The sequence below is a fragment of the Yoonia litorea genome (assembly GCF_900114675.1).
GTDB classification, from domain to species: domain Bacteria; phylum Pseudomonadota; class Alphaproteobacteria; order Rhodobacterales; family Rhodobacteraceae; genus Yoonia; species Yoonia litorea.
The window spans coordinates 24478-44748 of the sequence record NZ_FOZM01000003.1; the positions used below are offsets into that span (position 1 = coordinate 24478).

Here is a 20271-nt window from a genome sequence, read left to right on the forward strand (position 1 = left end):
TGGCATATGCGCGCCATGCTTGATGAAACCGAAATCCACCCGCTCTTCGAAGGCGCGCCGACAACGACGGAGTTCAAGAAACTCCGCAAACGCATCGTGCGCTACACCCGCGAGGCGATCGAGCAATACGGGATGATCGAACGTGACGCGAAGTGGCTCGTCTGCCTCTCAGGCGGTAAGGACAGCTACACGCTACTGGCGGCCCTCTATGAGCTGAAATGGCGCGGGTTGCTGCCTGTCGAACTGATCGCCTGCAACCTTGATCAGGGTCAGCCCGGTTTTCCGGCGACGGTGCTGCCTGACTTTCTTGAGCGGATGGGTGTGCCGCACCGTATAGAATATCAGGACACATATTCGATCGTCATGGATAAGGTGCCACAGGGTCGGACTTTCTGCGCGCTCTGTTCACGTCTGCGGCGCGGCAATCTTTACCGCATTGCGCGGGAAGAGGGATGTTCGGCCGTGGTATTGGGGCATCACAGAGATGATATCCTTGAGACCTTCTTTATGAACCTCTTCCATGGCGGACGGCTGGCCACGATGCCGCCGAAGCTGCTCAACGAGGAAGGCGATCTCTTTGTTTACCGTCCGCTCGCCCATGTGGCCGAGGTGGACTGCGAAAAATTCGCCAAAGCCATGAACTACCCGATTATCCCATGCGACCTTTGCGGGTCTCAGGACGGGTTGCAGCGCCAACAGGTCAAGCAAATCCTCGATGGTTGGGAAAAGAACAGTCCGGGTCGCCGTCAGGTCATGTTCCGTGCCTTGATGAATGCGCGGCCATCACATCTGTTGGACCCGAAGCTGTTTGATTTTGCCGGTTTGATGCGGTCAGCGGGAACGGACAGCAATTAGCCAGCACTTGGGCTGAATTTCACTTAGAGTTTTGCAACTTGAGGCGCAGTCTTCACTTTGCGCTGGCTTGTGCTCGACGCGCTCCGATTGTGGCAACACTAAGGATTGCGGATGCGAGATGGCTTCCCACCCTGCTCAAATGCCAACAAAATAAGGCTTTCTGGATTGTTGCGGGAATCTACACAGTCATCTTGAAATTCGGCTATTCACCCAAGTTTTGCCAGCTTTCGATGTTCTAGTGTGAATCAAGCTATACCGAATAGCATCGACAGATTGCTGGAGCCGAGAAGAAAATGATCGCGAGAATTGCCACCGCTCTGTTGTGTACTGCGGCGCCCGTTGCGTTGCTGGCGCAGGAAGTTGACCTGCGCTCCCCAGATGAGTTCATCAGCGTTTCGGGTGAAATCGTCGGATATAACGGCGTCATGCTGCGTGTTGAGACCTTAGTCGGCACGATCAGCGTTCCGGCGTCAGAAGTGATTTGCTATGGCGAGGGATGCCTTGAGGTCCTCGCGTCCAATGATTTCGGCCTCTCAGAGACCGACCTTGCCGGCGTTCAGGCGGGGGGCGATGAGGCTGACATCCAAACAGCAGCGGCAACAGGCGATCTGACAGTCGGCTTTGCGAATGCGGCAAACGCTGCGATCTATAACGCCTTGGCAGAAACCTATGCCGCCAGCGGCGAAGGTGCCGCGCTCAGCGAAGCGGCTGAAGGTGATACCGCCGACATCAATTTGGAAACTGTGGCGCTCAATGGCAGTGGCGACGTTGCCTATACTGGTCCGTCCGGCTGGTCAGGGCCAAATAGTGCGATGTCGCACCAGTTGCTCGGTGTGGACGGGTTGACGGTACAGATCGCGCAAAACGTCGGGCTGGATCAGATTTCGATCGCGGACCTTGGCCGGGTGTTTTCCGGAGAGGTCACCAATTGGTCGCAGATCGGTGGTGCTGATCTGGCCGTGCTGGGACTTCGGTTGCCTGACACGGCACCTTTGCAACAACAGATCAATGCCCTGATCCTTGCGCCTCAAGGGCTTTCCATGGCGAACGGAATCCTCGCTATGGGCGATGAGAGAGGCATTGCGGCATCCGTAAACCAGTTCCCGGGCAGTATCAGCATCGTGAGCTCTGACGCGGCAAACCCCGACCTAGCGGTTCCGATTGTGGGATCCTGCGGCATTGCCGTCTCGAACACGCCATTTAACGTTCTTTCCGGCGACTATCCTCTGGTACGGCCTGTCATGGCGACTTATGCCGCTGGTCAGACAACCGGGCCTGCGGTTGGATTGTTTGATTTCGCGGCGACGGACGCAGGACAGGCGGCAATGGCGCAGGTGGGTCTGCCTGACTTTTCAGCAGTCAAACAAGGCGGGATGGAAAAGAATGCTCGCCTCAATGGACTGTTGAATGCAACGCTTGACGATGACCAACGTGTTGCGGCTGCACAGATGTTCCAGCAGTTGCTGAGCATGGATCGGCTTTCGACCACGTTCTTCGGGGGTGCTGTGACGGGTCCGCAGGCTGCGTGGAATAGAGCCATGATGCGCGATCTACGTGATGCGGCTGCTTCTGGTGATTATGCCGGACGGGAATTGGTCTTTGTCGGTTTTGCTGAAAGCGGCGGCGAAAGCCGTGCGGCGATCGCGGCCTCTGTGCAGGCGGCCTCCGACATGGGTGCGGCCTTCGAGGCGGCAGCGGGTTCTGCCTTGGCGGCAGGCGATGTCAATGTCGCCACACTTGGGTTCGGCAATATTGCTTTGACCAGCTGCATTGATGGCCCTGACGACGCTGCACCCGCGACCCGGGTCGAGGTCTGGCTGCGCTAAAGACACCAATTGAAGAATGATCATGGCATCGCGGGAACCTGCGGTGCCATTTTTGGTTATTTGCTTGCAGGTTATCGCCTATCAAGTGGCCTGATATCGCTTAGCTCAGCGCGAAATGCTGTTGTTCTTCTTGTCTGCGGGGTGCAAATCCCCGCTCGAATAAATAGGTAAGACGCATGACCAAACGCATCCTCTATGTTTTCGTCGCAATCGCACTTGCAGTCTATGCAGGTGCTGCTTCGGCACAGCAGCTTTCGCTGAACCAAATCTCCACCTACCTTAACGGCCTGCAAACAGCGCAGGGTGGTTTCACCCAGATCAACGCTGATGGCACGCTGTCGACAGGGCAGATCTATATCAAGCGGCCCGGGCGGATCAGGTTCGAATACAACGCTCCCGATGACACGATGGTTCTTGCCGGGGGCGGGCAGCTTGCCGTCTTTGATCCGCGCTCCAACACCGGACCAGAGCGCTACCCTTTGCGCAGCACACCTCTGAGCATCATCTTACGTGAAAATGTCAATCTGGGTGCCGAGAACATGGTGACCAACGTTTCGTTCGATGGAACCAGCACGACAGTCACCGCGCAGGATCCCGAAAATCCGCAATACGGAAATATCCAGTTGGTCTTTACAGCAAACCCGATTGAGCTGCGCCAATGGATTGTCACTGATGATCTGGGGACCCAGACAACTGTGATCCTGAACGATCTGGTGGCAGGCGCGGCTATCCGCGATGTGCTTTTCAATATTCAGGCCGAGATGCGTCGTCGCGGCAATTGATGCCTTGAAAGACAAAGGCGGCCGCGTGGCCGCCTTTTCTTTAAATCTTGCGACAGGCCCGAAGCTGTTGGTCATACATCAGCGCGCGGGCTTCGACTTCGCCTGAAATCCGGACCAGCCAGCTTTTTGACCGCCACGTTCCGCGCAGGAAACCGGTGCGCCCGTCGTGGTAGGCAAGATACTGGTTGCGGGTGTCGGTGATCGGAACGCCCGTCTCTTCGACCGTTTGCTCCATATACCATCCCATGAAGTCGGTCGCGTCATAGATGTCATCGCGCCGCGCGCCACGTCCGCCTTCAAGTTGCTGGTATTCTTCCCATGTACCGTCCAGCGCCTGGCTATAGCCGAAGGCTGACGACTGTCTGCCTACGGGAATAACGCCAAGGGCGTAGCGGTGCGGGGTGCGGTTATCCCCGATGAATTTACTTTCCTGATAGATAATCGCCATCATGGATGGGATCGGGACGCCGTATTTCCGCTCTGCTGCGCGGAAGGCGCGAAGGTATGTCGGGCGCTCGGACAGGATGCTGCACGCGTCATCAAGATTGCGCGGCGCCGAGTTATACCCGGTTCCGCCGCTGCAACTTGCCAGCAGCAACAAACATGCCATTGCGCGAAAGAAACTGCTCATCTGCCTCTCGCTTTCTTTGTTTTTTCTTATGATAGCGCGAGATTGGCCGTCTGGGAATGCCCTTGAAGGGGTGATCAGATCACAAATGCAAGGATAAGCGGCAGCGCGATCACCGAAAGCAGGGTCGACGCAACCACCAGACCAGCCACAGGTTGGGCGTCTGCGCCGTATTTTTCTGCGATGAGATAAGAGGTCACGGCAACAGGTGTGGCAACTTGCACAATCAAGACACCAGCCGCGATCGGATCAAGCCCGAAGGCGACCGCAGCGGCCCAGCCTGCCGCGCCACAGATCACCAACTTGACCACGGAAAGCAGGACCGCTTGCGTCATTGCGGCGGTTTCCAGACGGGCGACAGCGACGCCAAGTGTGATCAGCATCATGGGAATCGCCATCTGCCCCACAAGTTCAAGCGCATTGGTCAGAAACTCTGGCGTTTCCCAACCCTGCCACAAAAACAGGGCCCCAAGCAGTGTGGCTGCGACCAAAGGTTCCGAAATGACTTTCTTGAATGAACCCGCCCCGGCGACCATCCAGATACCAACCGTAAAAGACAGGATCGCCATAACTGCGAAAACAACTACCGCATAGCCAAGGCCCACCTCCCCGAACGCAAACAGTGCCAATGGCAGCCCCAGGTTACCTGTGTTGCCGAAAATCAGCGGGGCGAGGTATGTCCTGCTGTCCAGTCCGACAAGGCGCACGACAAGAAAAGTTGCAAGCATGACAATGGCATAGGCGACAAATGATGCCAGCGAGAGCGCCGCAAGTGCCTCAGGCGCGATTTCCGTCTGCATCAGCGCCACAAAGATCAGACAAGGCACGGCGAGCGTCATTGCCATGCGCGTGACAAACTGGACGCGGTACTCAAACCCCAGCTTGACCCAGAAAAAACCCACAGCAGCAAGCAGGAACACAGGAGCCGTGATGTTCAGGACTGTCAGAGCCAGGTTCACAGACTGTTTCCTTTAATTCGGCCACGCAGACATAGACTTTGCACGTGCAGCAGACATATATAGAGGCATAGGCGAAAGAAATGCTGAAAACACGCGCGAAATATCACCTTGGCCAAGTCGTCCGGCATCGAAAGCACCCCTTCCGGGGTGTGATCTTTGACGTAGACGCCATGTTTGCCAATACTGACGAGTGGTATAACGCCATCCCTGAGGATAGCCGTCCCAGCAAGGACCAGCCGTTCTACCATCTTTTGGCAGAGAATGAGCAGAGCTTTTACGTCGCCTACGTCTCAGAACAGAATCTGGTTGCGGACTATTCTGGCGAGCCGGTTGACCATCCTGACGTCGATGACCTCTTCGGTCCTTTCGAGGATGGCCACTATCCGTTGCAGGTGCAGTTGAACTAACCCGCGAACGCCTCGACCTCGTGGCGCATCTCGCCGAGGTCCTCTATTTTCGCTGTGACCACATCACCAGCCTTGAGATATCGCTGCGGGGACTTTCCGCTACCCACGCCAGGGGGTGTGCCTGTCAGGAAAAGATCGCCTGGATGTAGCGTGATAAAACGGCTGACATGTGCGATGATTTGCGGGACGTTGAAAATCATCGTGGCGGTTGAGCCGTTCTGCATCGTCTCGCCATTTACCTCCAGCGACATCTTGAGGTTCTGAGGATCGCTGATTGCGTCTTTCGTGACGAAATAGGGTCCAACGGGTGCGAAACTGTCCGCTGACTTACCCTTCACCCACTGGCCGCCCAGCTCCATCTGATAGTGCCGCTCTGACACGTCATTGGCCATGAAATATCCGGCCACGTGGTCGAGCGCCTTGTCTTCGCTGACGTGATGCGCGCGGCTGCCAATGAGAACGCCAAGCTCGAGTTCCCAATCTGTTTTCTCTGACCCTTTTGGCAGAACAATCGGGTCGGTGGCCCCTGTCGCCTCGCATGCCTTCACAAACAGAATGGGATGTTCCGGGATGGCCATGCCCATTTCTTTGGCGTGGTCGTAGTAGTTCAGACCTATGCAGAAGATACGCCTGACGTCCGCCAGGAATGGTGCCGCTGTCCCTGTGATCTCTGGCAATCCTGAAATGTCGATTTGCGCCAATTCGGCGAGCTTATCGGGGGCGATGACCGTCGTAGAAATGTCGGCGATGTGGGAAGAAAGGTCACGCAATGCGCCGTTCATATCGTAGGCGACGGGTTTGATGCCATCGGGTGTTTTGACGCGGCCCAGTCTCATGTCGATCCTCCTCCGAATTTCAGAAAGACATAGGCCGCTCATCAGCGCTTGGCCAGAGGGCTGGTCAAGCAGGAGTGGCATGTTACATCTGCCTCAAAGACCAAAAGGACCTTTCGATGCTTGTTGTCGTTTCACCCGCCAAATCACTTGATATGAGCCCCGTAGAGACGTCTGCGACCCAGCCCGAGTTTCAGGAAGATGCTGTGCGACTTTCCAAGACGGCACGCAATCTGACGCTCAAGCAACTCAAAGGGTTGATGGATATCTCTGATGATCTGGCAAAGCTGAACCGTGATCGCTTCAGGGCCTTTGCCGCTGAGCCGGACGAGAGCGCAACCAAACCTGCCGCGCTGGCTTTCAATGGAGACACCTACCACGGGCTAGAGGCCAAGACACTGTCGGATGATGATCTGCGATGGGCGCAGGATCATCTGCGTATTCTGTCGGGGCTATATGGTCTGTTACGTCCTCTCGATGCGATCCAGCCCTATCGCCTCGAGATGGGTAGCAAACTCAAGACACGGCGTGGCAAGTCGCTCTATGACTACTGGGGTGATACGATTGCCAAAGCGCTCAATGCGCAAGCTGCCGAAGTGGGCACTGACACCCTGATCAATTGCGCAAGCCAGGAGTACTTCGGCGCTGCTGCGGCAAAGGCGCTCAAGCTTCGCGTGGTGACGCCACAGTTCATGGAAGTCAAAGACGGCAAGCCGCGCATCGTCAGCTTCTTTGCAAAGCGTGCCCGCGGTGCAATGGCGCGGTTCGTGATCGAAAACCGCGTAACGCATGCGGATGGAATCAAAGACTTCGCAAGTGGCGGCTACGCCTATGATCCTGACCTGTCGGACGGCGATAAATGGGTCTTCCTTCGCGATTACCCGCAGTAGCCAGATGAAAGTCGCGATCATAGGGCAGGGTGCTATCGGATCGTTCGTCCGCGGCAAGCTTGCGCAGCTTGATATTACCGAAGTCGGGCAGATTGTTCGCTCTGGCAAGGACGATGCAAACGCCGTCCCGCCGATGGTGTCAGAACTCGCAGCATTGCCGGAGAAACCGGACCTCGTGATCGACTGTGGCGGGCATACCGCCCTCGCTGAGTTCGGACCTTTGGCCCTTGAGGCAGGCTTTGACGTGCTCACTGTTTCTTTGGGGGCACTGGCTGATACCGATCTGGAGGCGCGCCTTGCCGTCGCTGCAAAAGCAGGGAATGCGCGGCTGCATCTGGCAAGCGGCGCGATTGGTGCGCTCGATGCCTTGCGAAGTGCGGTTTCAGGCGATCTGGACGCTGTGGTTTACACAGGTCGCAAGCCACCCCAAGGCTGGGTTGGATCACCTGCCGAAACTGTCCTGAAACTTGACACCCTGACCGAAGCGACTGTGCATTTTGAAGGCACCGCGCGTGAAGCTGCGCTCAGATATCCCAAGAATGCCAATGTTGCCGCAGCCGTGGCCCTGTCGGGGATCGGTTTCGACAGGACACGCGTCAAACTGATTGCCGACCCTCACGTTGACAAGAATGTCCACCAGATCAGTGCTCAGGGCGAATTTGGATCACTGACATTCGAAATCTCAGGCGCTGGCTTGCCTGAAAACCCAAAAAGCTCAGCCCTCGCTGCGATGAGCGTTGTCGCAGCTCTCAGGGAAATGCAGAAAGCTGTGGGTTTCTAAAAATCCGCCGCCATCCGCAATTCGCGCAATGGGCGGACAGCTTTGATGGAGGCTTCATAAAGCGGGTGCGCCTTGTAGGCCGCGAGATCCTCTTCGCTGTCGAATTCGGCATAGACCACAACATCGACTTCGGACGACAAAGCATCCTGCTGGCGGTTCTGACGAACCTCAAAAACGCGTGCGTGCGGGATATCTGCCAGAATTTCCAGACCTTCGACAATGCGGATCGTATCAGCCTTGTCTTTTGCACTGAAAAAGACGACGTGGCGCAGGGCAGGGCGGGCGGTCAAAGCGGTTTACCTCAAGAAGCGAAGCGATGTTGTCCTGTCATACAGCCTGACCCCACCGCCGCAAGCCTAGCGCGTCAAAGTCGCTCAATCGCCAGCGCAATACCTTGACCGCCACCAATGCACATTGTGATCAAACCACGCTTGCCGCCGATCCGCTCAAGTTCATACATCGCTTTGACGGTGATGATCGACCCGGTTGCACCAACTGGATGACCCAATGCGATCGCGCCGCCGTTGGGATTGACGCGGGCCGGGTCAAACCCGAGTTCCTTGCTGACCGCGAGGGCTTGCGAGGCAAATGCCTCATTGCTTTCGATCACATCGAAATCGTCCACTGTGAGCTTGAGTTTGACAAGAAGGTTGGCCACTGCAGGCACCGGACCGATACCCATAACCTCTGGACGCACACCAGCGTGTGAATAGCCGAGGATGCGAAACTTTGGCGCAAGCCCCGCAGCCTCTGCCGCATCGGCGCGCGCCAGAACGATTGCTGCCGCACCGTCGTTCAAACCAGACGCATTGCCCGCGGTGACTGATCCATCCTTTTGAAAGACCGGACGCAAAGCGCCCAAAGCGTCCATCGTTGTGGCTTTCGGATGTTCGTCGCGCACAAAATCGACAAGCTCGCGTTTGCGTTTGATCTGAACCGGCGCAATTTGGCTGTCGAAGTGACCAGCGGCGATTGCTGCAGCAGCGCGTTCCTGACTTTGCAGGGCAAATGCATCCTGTTCTTCACGTGTAATGGTGTGCTCAGCGGCCACGTTTTCTGCGGTGACCCCCATGTGACCAGTGCCAAACGGACAGTTCAGCGCGCCAAGCATCATGTCCAGCGTTCGGATATCGCCCATCTTGGCGCCCCAGCGCTGGTCGGGGATGATGAATGGAGAACGGCTCATATTCTCGGCGCCGCCCGCAAGTCCAAATTCGGCGTCACCCAGCATCAAAGACTGCGTGACAGACACAATGGACTGCACGCCGGAACCACAAAGGCGATTGACGTTCATGGCGGGCGTGGTTTCGGGGATGCCAGCATTCATTGCGGCAACCCGTGACAGATACATGTCTTTTGGCTCCGTGTTGATCACATGACCGAAGGCCACATGCCCGATCTGGTCACCTTCGACACCTGCGCGCTCCATAGCAGCCTTTGCTGCGACGCTGCCCAGTTCGATCGGTGTGGTGCCTGCCAAAGCTCCACCGAATGTTCCGATTGCGGTACGTGCACCACCGAGAATGACGATATCTGTCATGACGAAGCCTCCAAAACTGATTTGCGCAGAGTTTGACAAGCCTTCGCGCCGGAGGCCAGCAGAACGTGGCGGCAGAGCATTTTCATTTGGTATGCAATTGTATACTACGTATCGGAGAGGTGTTGAATGATGATTGTTGGTCTTGACCATATTCAAATGGCTTTGCCTGCCGGTGCCGAAGAGGTGATGCGCAAATTCTATTGCGAAAGTCTTGGAATGCGCGAAGTGGCAAAGCCCGAACCGCTCAGGGGGCGCGGTGGTTTCTGGGCGGTTGCGGGGACTGCTCAGGTCCATTTTGGTGTCGATCCGGACTTTCACCCCGCAAAGAAGGCACACCCTGCGTTTATTATCGACGATCTGAACGCCTTGGCGGAACGTCTCAAGGTGCATGGGCATCCGGTGACGTGGGACACGAGCCTTCCGACGGTGACGCGCTGTTTCACGGCTGATCCAGTGGGCAATCGCATTGAATTGATTGCCGCAACATAGACAACCGGCGTTTCCTTTCGCGGCCAATGCCTTACCTCTAGGCGCAAAGGAAACATGATGCTGCTGGACGTAAAAAACATTCATAAGACCTATCAGACGGCGGACGGTCCGTTTGAGGTGCTGCGCGGTGTCGATCTGCGGCTTGGCGAAGGTGAAACGCTGGCCCTGACAGGTGAGTCCGGCAGTGGGAAAAGCACCTTGCTCCACCTGATCGGTGGATTGGATATGCCCGACAGAGGGGCGATCGTGATCAATGGTCACGACATTGCGGGCGCCGACGATGCCGCACGCGCCGCTATCCGGCGCGGCAGCGTTGGCGTTGTTTTTCAACAGTTCAACCTGATCCCTAGCCTGACTGTCGCTGACAACATCGCGTTTCAGGCGAGACTGGCCGATAAATACGATCCGCAGTGGTCTGAAGCACTGGCTGGTACGATGGGACTGGCTGACCACTTGCGCAAATATCCAGAGCAACTGTCAGGTGGCCAGCAGCAGCGGGTCGCCATCGCAAGGACTTTGGCCCCGAAACCGGCGCTGGTTCTTGCTGACGAGCCGACAGGTAATCTTGACGAAGACACAGCCAGGGTCGTCATGGATCTGATGCTTGATCTTGCTGCAGATACCGGTGCGGGCCTCCTGATGGTCACGCATTCACAGGCACTGGCGGGCCGGTTGGGGCGCCGTTTACATCTGAAGGCGGGACGGATCGCATGACGCGTGCTGTGCTGACAGCACTGATGTCGCACTGGTGGCGCAACCCGCTGCAGCTTTTCACTCTGCTTGCAGGTCTTGCCTTGGCCACTGCCCTTTGGTCGGGGGTGCAGGCTGTCAACGCCGAAGCAAGGGCCAGCTACGACGCCGCAGCAGCGACGCTTGGCGAAGGTCAATACGACAGGTTTGTCCGACGTGACGGCCTGCCGATGGACGAACAGGTCTTCGTGGAAATGCGCCGCGCGGGTTGGCTGGTGTCGCCAGTCGTTCAAGGCCGTCTTGATGGCATAAGGATTGTCGGTGTAGAGCCGTTGACGGCGCCCGTTGGATTGGGACCTGTCAGTCTCGGCCAAGACAACGACTTGGCAGGCTTCCTCGGTGGTGACACCCCTTTTTTTGCCAATGCGGACACAGCCGCAGGTCTATCTGGCGTCGATGTTGTGATCTCAGAGAATGTTGCGCCGAACACTGCGATCGCCGATATCGGAGCCGCCCAGCGACTGCTGGACAAAACCGGCGTGATTGATGCGCTGATTATCTTGCCGGGTCAGCCCATAGGGCAGAGAGCGCAAGCCGAAGTCGCTCCTGACCTTGTCAGGCAAGTGGCGCAGGGCGGCAGCGACATCGGCCGTTTGACCGATAGTTTTCACCTCAATCTGACGGCGTTCGGATTGCTGAGTTTCGCGGTTGGCATCTTCATCGTTCACGGGGCAATTGGCCTTGCGTTTGAGCAGCGCCGACCGGTTGTCAGGACATTGCGGGCACTTGGCGTACCACTGTCACGTCTTGTCTGGTTGATGGCGGTCGAACTGCTGTTGTTTGCGTTGCTCGCAGGCATCATCGGTGTGGCGCTTGGCTATCTGGTGGCGGCGCTCTTGTTACCTGATGTAGCGGCGACGCTGCGCGGCCTCTATGGCGCCGATGTTGCAGGCACACTTCAACTGCGACCCTCGTGGTGGCTTTCAGGACTGGCAATTGCCGTGGGCGGAACAGCTGTGGCCGCGAGCGGCGCGCTTGCGCAACTCAGCCGGATGCCACTTCTTGCTGCCGCACAACCACGTGCTCTGGCAATGGCGGCCGGTCGCCGCGCAAAGGTCCAAGGCGGTCTTGCGCTGCTATTACTTTCGGCATCTCTCGTTCTGATGGTGACAGCAGACGGCCTTGTCGGAGGTTTCGCCTTGTTGGGGACGTTGCTGATCGGTGCGGCGCTCGGTCTGCCTCTTATCCTTGATCGCTTGCTGGCCGTCTTCAGTACCCGCGCCAAAGGTCCTGTTCTGGGGTGGTTCTGGGCTGATACGCGGCAACAGTTGCCGGGATTGTCCTTGGCACTGATGGCGCTGCTTTTGGCGATGGCCGCCAACGTTGGCGTCTCGACAATGGTGTCGAGTTTCAGACTGACTTTTGTGGGATTTCTGGATCAGCGTTTGGCCTCAGAGCTTTATATCCGGACCGAGGACACAGCCCAGTCAGATGCGCTAATCGCCTTTGCAGAGGAGAGAGTCGACGCCATACTGCCTATCCAGAGTGCCGATGTGACCTTGGGTGGTCAGCCAGCAGAGGTTTTCAGCGCACGTGACCATGCGACTTACCGTGACAACTGGCGTTTCCTGCAAAGCACGTCTGATGCCTGGGATCAGACATTTTCTGGACAGGCCATAGTCATCAATGAGCAACTGGCGCGCCGCGCAGACATTGCCTTGGACCAAGTCCTGACGCTGCAAAGCCGCGCCTTCACCGTGGTCGGGATTTATGGCGACTATGGCAACCCGATTGGCCAAGCAGTGATTGCAGAGCCAGTCTTCGAGGCGCTTTATCCAGAGGTCGAGGCGCAGAACTTTGGTTTGCGTATGGATCCTGCCGATGTCGAAAACTTCCTGAGCGCGCTTGAAGCAGCAACAGGTATTGCCCCGACGCAGGCTGTCGATCAGGCCGGGATCAAGGCGATCTCACTTGAGATCTTTGAAAGGACATTCACGGTCACGACCGCACTCAACATCCTGACGTTGGCGGTTGCCGGTTTCGCGATACTGATGAGCTTGTTGACGCTCGCCACAATGCGTGTGCCGCAACTTGCACCAGCATGGGCCATGGGTCTGACGCGCCGCCAGCTTGGCCGGATCGAATTGGCGCGTGCTGTGATGCTGGCCTGCCTGACGGCACTGGTCGCATTGCCGCTCGGGTTGGCGTTGGCATGGGCGCTTCTGGCAGTGGTGAATGTGGCCGCTTTCGGTTGGCGGCTGCCCATGTACCTCTTTCCCGCCGACTACCTGCGGTTGGCCGTCTTTGCCTTGCTTGCAGCGGCACTTGCCGCAGCATGGCCTGCCTTGCGCCTTGCAAGGACACCACCTGCTGATCTGCTGAAAGTGTTTTCCAATGAACGTTAGGGTCCTTCTTGCACTCATCTTCCTGCCGATCGGAGCTTGGGCGCAGGGATTTGCCGGCCTCGGCACAATGGCGGGCAAAGGATTTACGGAACCGCAGCCCGGCAAAATGTTCCGCTTTCCAGAGGATCATGGTGCCCATCCGGACTACAGAATTGAGTGGTGGTACCTGACTGCTAACCTGACCGATGCCGAAGGGACGCCATACGGGCTGCAATGGACACTCTTCCGAACGGCCATGGCCCCCGAAGAAAGCGATGGGTGGGCCTCTCCGCAGCTTTGGATGGGACATGCGGCTGTGACCACCGAGACAAAGCATTTCGTGACAGAAAGGCTCGCGCGCGGTGGGACCGGACAGGCAGGGGTGATCGCCGCGCCGTTCAGCGCATGGATTGATGACTGGGCGCTCGAAGGCGATTGGCAGACGATGCAAATGACAGCGTCAGCCCCGGATTTTGCTTACGACATGACGCTTACGGCTCAAGGCCCACTTGTCTTTCACGGCGACAATGGATTTTCGGTGAAGTCCAACTCCGGTCAGGCGTCATATTACTATTCACAGCCGTTCTTCGCGATTGAGGGTGAGTTACACCTGCCGAGCGGCACTGTTGCGGTCACGGGAAATGCTTGGCTTGATCGCGAATGGTCTTCCCAACTGCTGTCAGGGGACCAAACCGGTTGGGATTGGTTTTCGCTATCCTTCGACAGCGGCGACAAGTTGATGGGTTCCCGCCTGCAGCAGACAGATGGCGCAGATTTCACCGCAGCCACATGGATTACGCCGGATGGTCAAACGACGGCATTCCCCGATGGTGCATTTAACGCCACCCCCTTGTCGGCCAATGACGCAGATGTCCCTGTCGTCTGGCGCGTGACACTCCCTCAGCGCGAGGTGGATGTGACAGTCGCGGCGATCAACGAGGATGCCTGGATGACAACAAGCGTGCCTTACTGGGAAGGTCCCGTGACCGTCTCCGGCACGCATACAGGGATCGGTTATCTGGAGATGACAGGATATGATTGAGTGGTTCACCTCTTCGGACGGGATTTGGGAACACGTCTGGAAAACGCTCGATCAAGGTGTCCGTGATGCGGACCATCCCGCACGTCTGCCCACATTCGCGACCGTTTCGCCAGAAGGTTGGCCCGAAGCGCGGACCGTGGTGTTGCGGTCTGCGGATGAAAACACCCGAAGCCTCACGGTCCACACGGATCTGTTCTCGTCGAAAATTCGAAGCCTCAGGGACGTCCCGCGAGCCGCACTGCATGTCTGGGACAAATCACTTGCCCTCCAACTGCGGTTGCAAACCGAAGTCACGATTGAAGCGGGACCGCAAACTGATGCGCTCTGGCGGCGTATTCCTGATCATGCGCAGCAATCCTATGGCGTGACGCCGCCGCCTGGTACGCCGATTGAAGATGCTTTGGCCTATGAAAAAACGCCCGATCCAGACAGCTTTGCTGTTCTCAGATGCAAGGTAGTTGCGATAGATGCGGTGCACCTCGGCCAGCAGCACCGCAGAATCCGTTTCTCTGACGCGCAGGATTGGCAGGGGGAATGGCTTTCACCCTAAGATTGGATTGGCTAAACATCTGATATGATGGAGCTCCCACTTACGCGCGATCTGGTCCTTATCGGCGGCGGTCACACCCATGCGCTAGTACTGCGCAAGTGGGGTATGAACCCGTTGCCAGGGGTGCGGGTGACACTCATCAATCCCGGACCGACCGCCCCATATTCAGGTATGCTGCCGGGGTTTGTTGCTGGCCACTATTCCCGCGACGAGCTTGATATCGACCTGGTGAGGCTCGCGCGGTTCGCCGGGGCGCGGGTGATTAACGATGCCGCAGACGGTATAGATCTTGACGCTCAAGTCGTTTCACTGAAGGGCGGACCGCCGATCGCCTATGATGTGCTCTCTGTTGATGTGGGCATCACATCGACGATGCCTGACCTTCAAGGATTTGCCGCAAATGCCGTGCCCGCCAAGCCACTTGGGCGCTTTGCGGAACGTTGGGATGCGTTTCGCAATGACGCCCAGTCACCGCAAGTTGCCATCATCGGAGGCGGCGTCGCGGGTGCTGAATTGGCCATGGCAATGTCCTATGCGCTGAAAGGCAAATCTCCATCAATCAGACTGATTGATCGCGGCCGTGTCGTCTCAAGTCTTGGTTACAAGGCGCGCCAGTTGATGCTGGGGGCTCTGGCAGAGGCGGAAATCGAGATTTTCGAAAACACAGACGTCACAGAGGTTTTCGCTGATGGTGTCGTGCTCGCCGATGGGCGGACGATCAGAAGCGACTTCACCTGCGGTGCTGCCGGGGCAAAGGCACATGACTGGATCGGGACGACCGGACTGGAATTAAAAGACGGATTTATCGTTGTCGATGCAGCACTTCGATCAAGCAACCCAAATGTGTTTGCAGTTGGGGACTGCGCGCATCTTTCCCATGATCCGCGCCCGAAAGCGGGGGTTTACGCCGTACGTGAAGCGCCGGTTCTTTACGATAATTTGAGGGCCGCGCTGTCGGGTGGGCGCATGCAGCGCTACAATCCTCAGCGCGATTACCTCAAGCTGATTTCGCTGGGCAGAAAGTCAGCGATGGCCGAACGGTTCGGGACGGCACGAAAAGGGTCCGCGCTCTGGCGCCTGAAAGATCACATTGACCGGAAATTTATGCGGCAGTTCGATGATCTGAAAATGATGGAACGCCCGAAACCTCCGCGGAAAGTTGCGCTGGGCATGGACGATGCGCTTGGCGAGAAACCGATGTGTGGTGGATGTGGCGCCAAGGTCGGACGTGCAGCACTCAGTCAGGTGTTGGGCAGTGCCTTCGGCGATGATGCTGCTGTCGTGCAACCAGGTCAGGTTATGACGACGGACCACCTCAGGGCATTTGTTCACGACCCACGCGTCATGGCGCGCATTGCTGCGGTGCATGCGCTGGGCGATATCTGGGCGATGGGGGCAAAGCCACAGGCGGCAACAGCCAGCCTGATCCTCCCGCGTATGTCTTCTGCACTACAGGAACGCACCGTCGCTGAAATCATGCAGGCCGCAGAAGAGGTATTCAGCAAGGCGGGTGGCAAGATCATCGGCGGTCACACGTCACTTGGGGCAGAACTGACCATTGGGTTCACCGTACTTGGGACAGGATCGGCACCCATTACGCTGGCTGGGGCCAAGATAGGTGACAGTCTTATCCTGACCAAACCAATCGGAAGCGGCACCATTATGGCGGCCGAGATGTCGGGCAAAGCCAAGGGCAGGGACGTCATCGCCTGTCTGGAGCTTATGATGCAGGATCAGGCGGCAGCGTCGGCCATCCTTGCAAACGCACATGCGATGACGGATGTGACGGGTTTCGGGCTGGCGGGCCATTTGCGGGGGATTTGCGATGCCTCCGGCGTCGGTGCCAAAGTAGATGGGCGCGCAGTTCCGGTGATGGAAGGCGCACGAGACCTGTCGGCACAAGGCGTGAAGTCATCGCTGTTCGAGGATAACCGCCTGGGTGCCGGAAATATCGACGGCAGCCCATCCGATTTGCTTTTTGATCCCCAAACGGCAGGCGGTCTGTTGGCCGCCATCGCCCCGGCAGAGGTGGCATCCTGCCTCGATCAACTCAAGGCGGCAGGCTATCAAGCCGCGATAATCGGAGAGATCACCAAAGGGACGGCAATCAAAGTTGTTTGATGCAATCGGCGATCTGATCGGCCAATCGTTCTTGTCCTGTCTCATCCAGACGGTCCGCCTCGAATGACGCGATAACTTCAAGCTCATCTATTCTGCGGGATTTTGCATAGGCAGGGTCATAGTGTTCCACCATCAGCGCATGAGAAAGCGCGACGAGTGCGTTTTCCCGTGAAAGCGAAATCCAACGTTCGACCGTGGCATGACCACGTAACCGACGCAGCGGCGCGAGTCGTTTGGCAAGGGACTCCGGGTCGGAGATAATGTCGCGGTAAGTGTCTGCCAGATACGCAGCGCGCGCTTGTGCCGGTGCACTTACAGTGATCCGTGGTGCCGCCAACATCGCAGTCCAGACGGACTTGGGCAGATTGATACGGCCAATCTTGCTGCTTTCAGCTTCGACCACGACCGGACGTGATGGGTCACACCGATGAAGCGCAACAGCCAAGGCGGTCTCAAAACCTTTCTGTGCAGGCTGACCTTCCGGCATGTCGCCCAAGAGCGAGCCACGATGCTGCGCAAGCCCTTCAAGATCGATGACCTGAATGTCTCTTGCCTGCAACCGAGGGAGCAGCTCGGTTTTCGCAGTGCCCGTGTAGCCGTCCAGCAGAACGAAACTGTGCGGGAGTGGGGTCTCGTGCAACGCCTTGTTCACCAACCGTCTGAAGGTTGTGTAACCGCCTTTGACGGTCTCTGCGCGCCAGCCGATTTCAGAAAGGATCGTCCTGAAGACACCACTGCGTTGTCCGCCGCGCCAGCAGTAAACCAAGGGTCGCCAAGCGCCGTCTTTTTCCTGCAACGGACCATCAATGTGGTCAGCAACATTGCGGATGACCATGCCTGCCCCGATCTTGCGGGCGCGAAAGGGGCTGACCTGCTTGTAGATGGTTCCGACTTTTGCGCGCTGGGCATTGTCGAGTGCCGGTAGATTGATAGCGCCCGGCATGTGGTCTTCGGCAAACTCCGCAGGAGAGCGGACGTCGATCACCTCATCGAAGCCGTGGTTCAGGATTGCGTCGAGGGATGAAAATGCGACAGGCATAGAAGGTGCATAGGTGGCACAGCCCGCCGACGCAAGCCACCTGTCAGGACGGCTCCAAGGGAACGCGACCTTGACCGGTCAACAGCCAGCAATGCCGCCCCTCAAACACTGCAGGCACCAACGGACGACCGTATCCGGCGCCACCATCCAGATTGATGCGGTTGCCGAAATGCCCCGGTGCATCAAGCGCAGTATGACCGTGAATGATCAGTTTGCCGTAGTCGCGCGTGTCATCAAGAAAGCCGTCCCTGATCCACAAAAGATCCTCGGCATCCTGTTGGTGCGGCGGCAAATCCATTCGCAAACCGGCATGGACAAAGAGCAAGTCGTCCGTCTGGTGGATGAGCGGCAAGTTTTCCAGAAAGTTAAGATGGTGTTCGGGAACCGCTGCCTGTGCAGCTTCCATAAGCGCGGCTGGGTCGTGGGCCTGTACGTCGGTTTCAAATGCGGTTAACCACTCCAGCCCATCATCGTCAGAGCGCGAAAACACAGGCGTGCCAATCACACCGTAAGATCCAAGCGTCGCTGTGCCGCCGAGGCGCGGGTTCAGCCAACTGATGCCTGACCGGACCTTGGGATCATGCTCGCGACCTTCTCGGACATAGCGGGTAAACAGGCGGTCGTGATTGCCTTTGATAAAGTGCCAGTTTCGTCCGCAATCCCGCCCCGACACGAGTGTTTCGATCACGGCCCTGCTGTCAGGGCCGCGATCAGTATAGTCCCCCAGAAAAACGATCTCGGCATCCGCGCCGCCATCGGCGTGGATCAGGTCAAGGGCCTGATCCAGGTGCGCCTTCTGGCCGTGAATGTCGCCTATCGCGTAAACCAGGGTCACGTCTCACCGCTTAGACGTTGAATTTCAGCGGCTTCACCTGCCGGAAAAGACCTGTCTCGCGCAAGGCATCCAGAGCCGCAGCAGGCACAGGTTCATCGACATAAAGCAGGGCAATCGCCTCGCCTTTGGCGACCGCACGGCCAAGGGTAAAGTTCGCGATGTTGACATTGTTGGCCCCCATCGTTGAACCCAAGGCGCCGATGATCCCGGGCTTGTCTTCGTTGGTGGTGTAGACCATGTGCTCACCGATCTCCGCATCAATGTTGATGCCCTTGATCTGGATGAAACGCGGCTTACCGTCGCTAAAGACGGTCCCCGCAACAGACCGTTCGCGATCAGACGTGACGACTGTCACCTTGATGTAACCTTCAAAAGCACCGGACTGGTCCTGCTTCGTGGTCGAGACCTTGATGCCGCGTTCCTTTGCGATAACCGGCGCACTGACCATGTTGGTGTCGGGGTTCGACTTCATCATGATCCCCGCCACGGTTGCAGCGGTCAGCGCCTTGAGGTTCATCTCTGAGGCTTCACCATCGAAAAGGATGTTGATCGCCTTGATCGGCTCATCCGTCATCTGGCCGATGAAATTGCCAAGATGCCCGGAAAGCTTGATCCAAGGACCCATGACCTTGGCCTCTTCGGCTGTCACGGACGGCATGTTGAGCGCGTTTTGCACGGCACCCGTCAGCAAATAATCTGACATCTGTTCTGCAACCTGCAAGGCCACGTTTTCCTGCGCTTCGGTCGTTGCCGCACCAAGGTGCGGTGTCACGACAACGTTAGGCAGGTTAAAGAGCGGGCTTTCCGTGGCAGGCTCAACCGCAAAGACGTCGAACGCGGCACCAGCAACGTGACCTTCTTTCAGTGCGTCAGCCAATGCCTCTTCATCCACCAGACCGCCACGGGCGCAGTTTACGATCCGCACGCCCTTTTTCAGCTTGGCGATATTCTCACGGGACAGGATGTTGCGGGTCTGGTCCGTGAGCGGAACGTGCATGGTGATGAAGTCCGAACGGGTCAGCAACGCGTCAAGTTCGACCTTTTCGACGCCGATGTCGGTCGCGCGCTCTTCCGACAGGAACGGATCATAAGCGATCACCTTCATCTTCAGGCCCTGTGCACGGTCGATCACGATAGACCCGATGTTACCCGCACCGATCACACCCAGCGTCTTGCCGGTCAGTTCCACACCCATAAAGCGGGATTTCTCCCATTTGCCGGCGTGGGTTGAGGCGTTGGCCTCGGGAATTTGACGCGCAACGGCCATCATCATGGAAATCGCGTGCTCAGCGGTGGTGATGGAATTGCCGAAGGGCGTGTTCATCACAATGATGCCCTTCTTGGATGCAGCGGGAATATCCACATTGTCGACACCGATACCGGCGCGCCCGATCACCTTGAGGTTATCAGCAGCGGCGATGATCTTTTCTGTCGCCTTTGTGGCGGAACGGATCGCCAGACCGTCATACTGGCCGATGACTTCGAGCAGTTTTTCCTTGTCTTTGCCAAGGTCTGGCTGGAAATCCACATCAATGCCGCGATCCTTGAAAATCTGCACGGCAGCAGGGGAGAGTTTGTCAGAGATAAGTACCTTAGGAGCCATTTCTATTGTCCTTCGTC

General features: G+C 57.4%; 20 protein-coding genes. 12 read left to right on the plus strand and 8 right to left on the minus strand.

What is annotated here, in order from left to right:
- Positions 1–15: 15 nt before the first annotated feature.
- The 3 genes from ttcA to BM316_RS13280 all read left to right on the plus strand — a co-directional run bounded on the left by ttcA (position 16) and on the right by BM316_RS13280 (position 3463).
- Entirely contained in the window at positions 16–855 is an 840-nt protein-coding gene (gene ttcA / locus BM316_RS13270) for a tRNA 2-thiocytidine(32) synthetase TtcA (protein WP_090210363.1), read from the plus strand.
- A 293-nt stretch (positions 856–1148) separates the two neighbouring features.
- Positions 1149–2681, plus strand: a complete 1533-nt coding sequence (locus BM316_RS13275; RefSeq protein WP_090209605.1) for a PstS family phosphate ABC transporter substrate-binding protein — start codon at positions 1149–1151, stop codon at positions 2679–2681.
- A gap of 176 nt (positions 2682–2857) precedes the next feature.
- Entirely contained in the window at positions 2858–3463 is a 606-nt protein-coding gene (locus BM316_RS13280) for a LolA family protein (RefSeq protein ID WP_090209607.1), read from the plus strand.
- A 40-nt stretch (positions 3464–3503) separates the two neighbouring features.
- On the opposite strand, the gene BM316_RS13285 is transcribed toward BM316_RS13280, so the two are convergent.
- Both BM316_RS13285 and BM316_RS13290 read right to left on the minus strand, forming a co-directional pair.
- Positions 3504–4094 carry a transglycosylase SLT domain-containing protein gene (locus tag BM316_RS13285; RefSeq protein WP_090209610.1) on the minus strand — a complete coding sequence of 197 codons (591 nt, stop codon included), beginning with the start codon at positions 4092–4094 and terminating at the stop codon, positions 3504–3506.
- Positions 4095–4168: 74 nt separating this feature from the next.
- On the minus strand, positions 4169–5050 hold the full coding sequence (locus BM316_RS13290) for an AEC family transporter (protein ID WP_090209613.1): 882 nt from the start codon (positions 5048–5050) through the stop codon (positions 4169–4171).
- An 80-nt stretch (positions 5051–5130) separates the two neighbouring features.
- Here BM316_RS13290 and hspQ point away from each other — a divergent pair, with 80 nt between their 5' ends.
- The gene (gene hspQ, locus BM316_RS13295; protein WP_090209615.1) at positions 5131–5457 is read left to right on the plus strand and encodes a heat shock protein HspQ; all 327 of its coding nucleotides are present in this window, start codon (positions 5131–5133) and stop codon (positions 5455–5457) included.
- On the opposite strand, the gene BM316_RS13300 is transcribed toward hspQ, so the two are convergent.
- A complete protein-coding gene (locus tag BM316_RS13300; protein WP_090209617.1) occupies positions 5454–6293 on the minus strand; it encodes a fumarylacetoacetate hydrolase family protein in 840 nt (279 codons plus the stop codon). The two genes, hspQ and BM316_RS13300, sit on opposite strands and share 4 nt — an antisense overlap.
- Positions 6294–6409: 116 nt before the next feature.
- Between BM316_RS13300 and yaaA the strand changes: the two genes are divergently transcribed.
- Both yaaA and BM316_RS13310 read left to right on the plus strand, forming a co-directional pair.
- Positions 6410–7180, plus strand: a complete 771-nt coding sequence (gene yaaA, locus BM316_RS13305) for a peroxide stress protein YaaA (RefSeq protein ID WP_090209620.1) — start codon at positions 6410–6412, stop codon at positions 7178–7180.
- Positions 7122–7961, plus strand: a complete 840-nt coding sequence (locus BM316_RS13310; RefSeq protein ID WP_311135669.1) for an aspartate dehydrogenase — start codon at positions 7122–7124, stop codon at positions 7959–7961. The genes yaaA and BM316_RS13310 overlap by 59 nt, the downstream gene beginning before the upstream one ends.
- On the opposite strand, the gene BM316_RS13315 is transcribed toward BM316_RS13310, so the two are convergent.
- Together BM316_RS13315 and BM316_RS13320 are read right to left on the minus strand one after the other, a co-directional pair.
- Complete coding sequence (locus tag BM316_RS13315; protein WP_090209626.1) at positions 7958–8251, minus strand: Dabb family protein; 294 nt, start codon at positions 8249–8251, stop codon at positions 7958–7960. The two genes, BM316_RS13310 and BM316_RS13315, sit on opposite strands and share 4 nt — an antisense overlap.
- Positions 8252–8325: 74 nt before the next feature.
- A complete protein-coding gene (locus tag BM316_RS13320; protein ID WP_090209628.1) occupies positions 8326–9501 on the minus strand; it encodes an acetyl-CoA C-acyltransferase family protein in 1176 nt (391 codons plus the stop codon).
- A gap of 126 nt (positions 9502–9627) precedes the next feature.
- On the opposite strand from BM316_RS13320, the gene BM316_RS13325 reads away from it, so the two are divergent.
- The 6 genes from BM316_RS13325 to BM316_RS13350 are packed head-to-tail and all read left to right on the plus strand — an operon-like array spanning position 9628 to position 16777.
- Complete coding sequence (locus tag BM316_RS13325; RefSeq protein ID WP_242649906.1) at positions 9628–9990, plus strand: VOC family protein; 363 nt, start codon at positions 9628–9630, stop codon at positions 9988–9990.
- 54 nt (positions 9991–10044) lie between these two features.
- A complete protein-coding gene (locus tag BM316_RS13330; protein ID WP_090209631.1) occupies positions 10045–10704 on the plus strand; it encodes an ABC transporter ATP-binding protein in 660 nt (219 codons plus the stop codon).
- Positions 10701–13085 carry an FtsX-like permease family protein gene (locus BM316_RS13335; RefSeq protein ID WP_090209634.1) on the plus strand — a complete coding sequence of 795 codons (2385 nt, stop codon included), beginning with the start codon at positions 10701–10703 and terminating at the stop codon, positions 13083–13085. Before BM316_RS13330 ends, BM316_RS13335 begins: the two co-directional genes overlap by 4 nt.
- A complete protein-coding gene (locus BM316_RS13340; protein WP_090209637.1) occupies positions 13075–14106 on the plus strand; it encodes a lipocalin-like domain-containing protein in 1032 nt (343 codons plus the stop codon). Before BM316_RS13335 ends, BM316_RS13340 begins: the two co-directional genes overlap by 11 nt.
- Positions 14099–14656, plus strand: coding sequence for a pyridoxamine 5'-phosphate oxidase family protein (locus tag BM316_RS13345; RefSeq protein WP_090209639.1), 558 nt, complete (start codon positions 14099–14101; stop codon positions 14654–14656). Before BM316_RS13340 ends, BM316_RS13345 begins: the two co-directional genes overlap by 8 nt.
- A gap of 24 nt (positions 14657–14680) precedes the next feature.
- The gene (locus BM316_RS13350; protein ID WP_090209641.1) at positions 14681–16777 is read left to right on the plus strand and encodes a slr1591 family oxidoreductase; all 2097 of its coding nucleotides are present in this window, start codon (positions 14681–14683) and stop codon (positions 16775–16777) included.
- Here BM316_RS13350 and mnmH read toward each other — a convergent pair.
- From mnmH to serA, 3 genes are read right to left on the minus strand one after another with little or no spacing between them, the layout of a single operon-like run.
- Positions 16764–17816, minus strand: a complete 1053-nt coding sequence (gene mnmH, locus BM316_RS13355) for a tRNA 2-selenouridine(34) synthase MnmH (protein ID WP_090209643.1) — start codon at positions 17814–17816, stop codon at positions 16764–16766. The two genes, BM316_RS13350 and mnmH, sit on opposite strands and share 14 nt — an antisense overlap.
- Positions 17817–17859: 43 nt before the next feature.
- The gene (locus BM316_RS13360) at positions 17860–18651 is read right to left on the minus strand and encodes a metallophosphoesterase (protein WP_090209645.1); all 792 of its coding nucleotides are present in this window, start codon (positions 18649–18651) and stop codon (positions 17860–17862) included.
- Between the two features lie 10 nt (positions 18652–18661).
- Positions 18662–20254 carry a phosphoglycerate dehydrogenase gene (gene serA / locus BM316_RS13365; protein WP_090209647.1) on the minus strand — a complete coding sequence of 531 codons (1593 nt, stop codon included), beginning with the start codon at positions 20252–20254 and terminating at the stop codon, positions 18662–18664.
- Positions 20255–20271 lie beyond the last annotated feature (17 nt).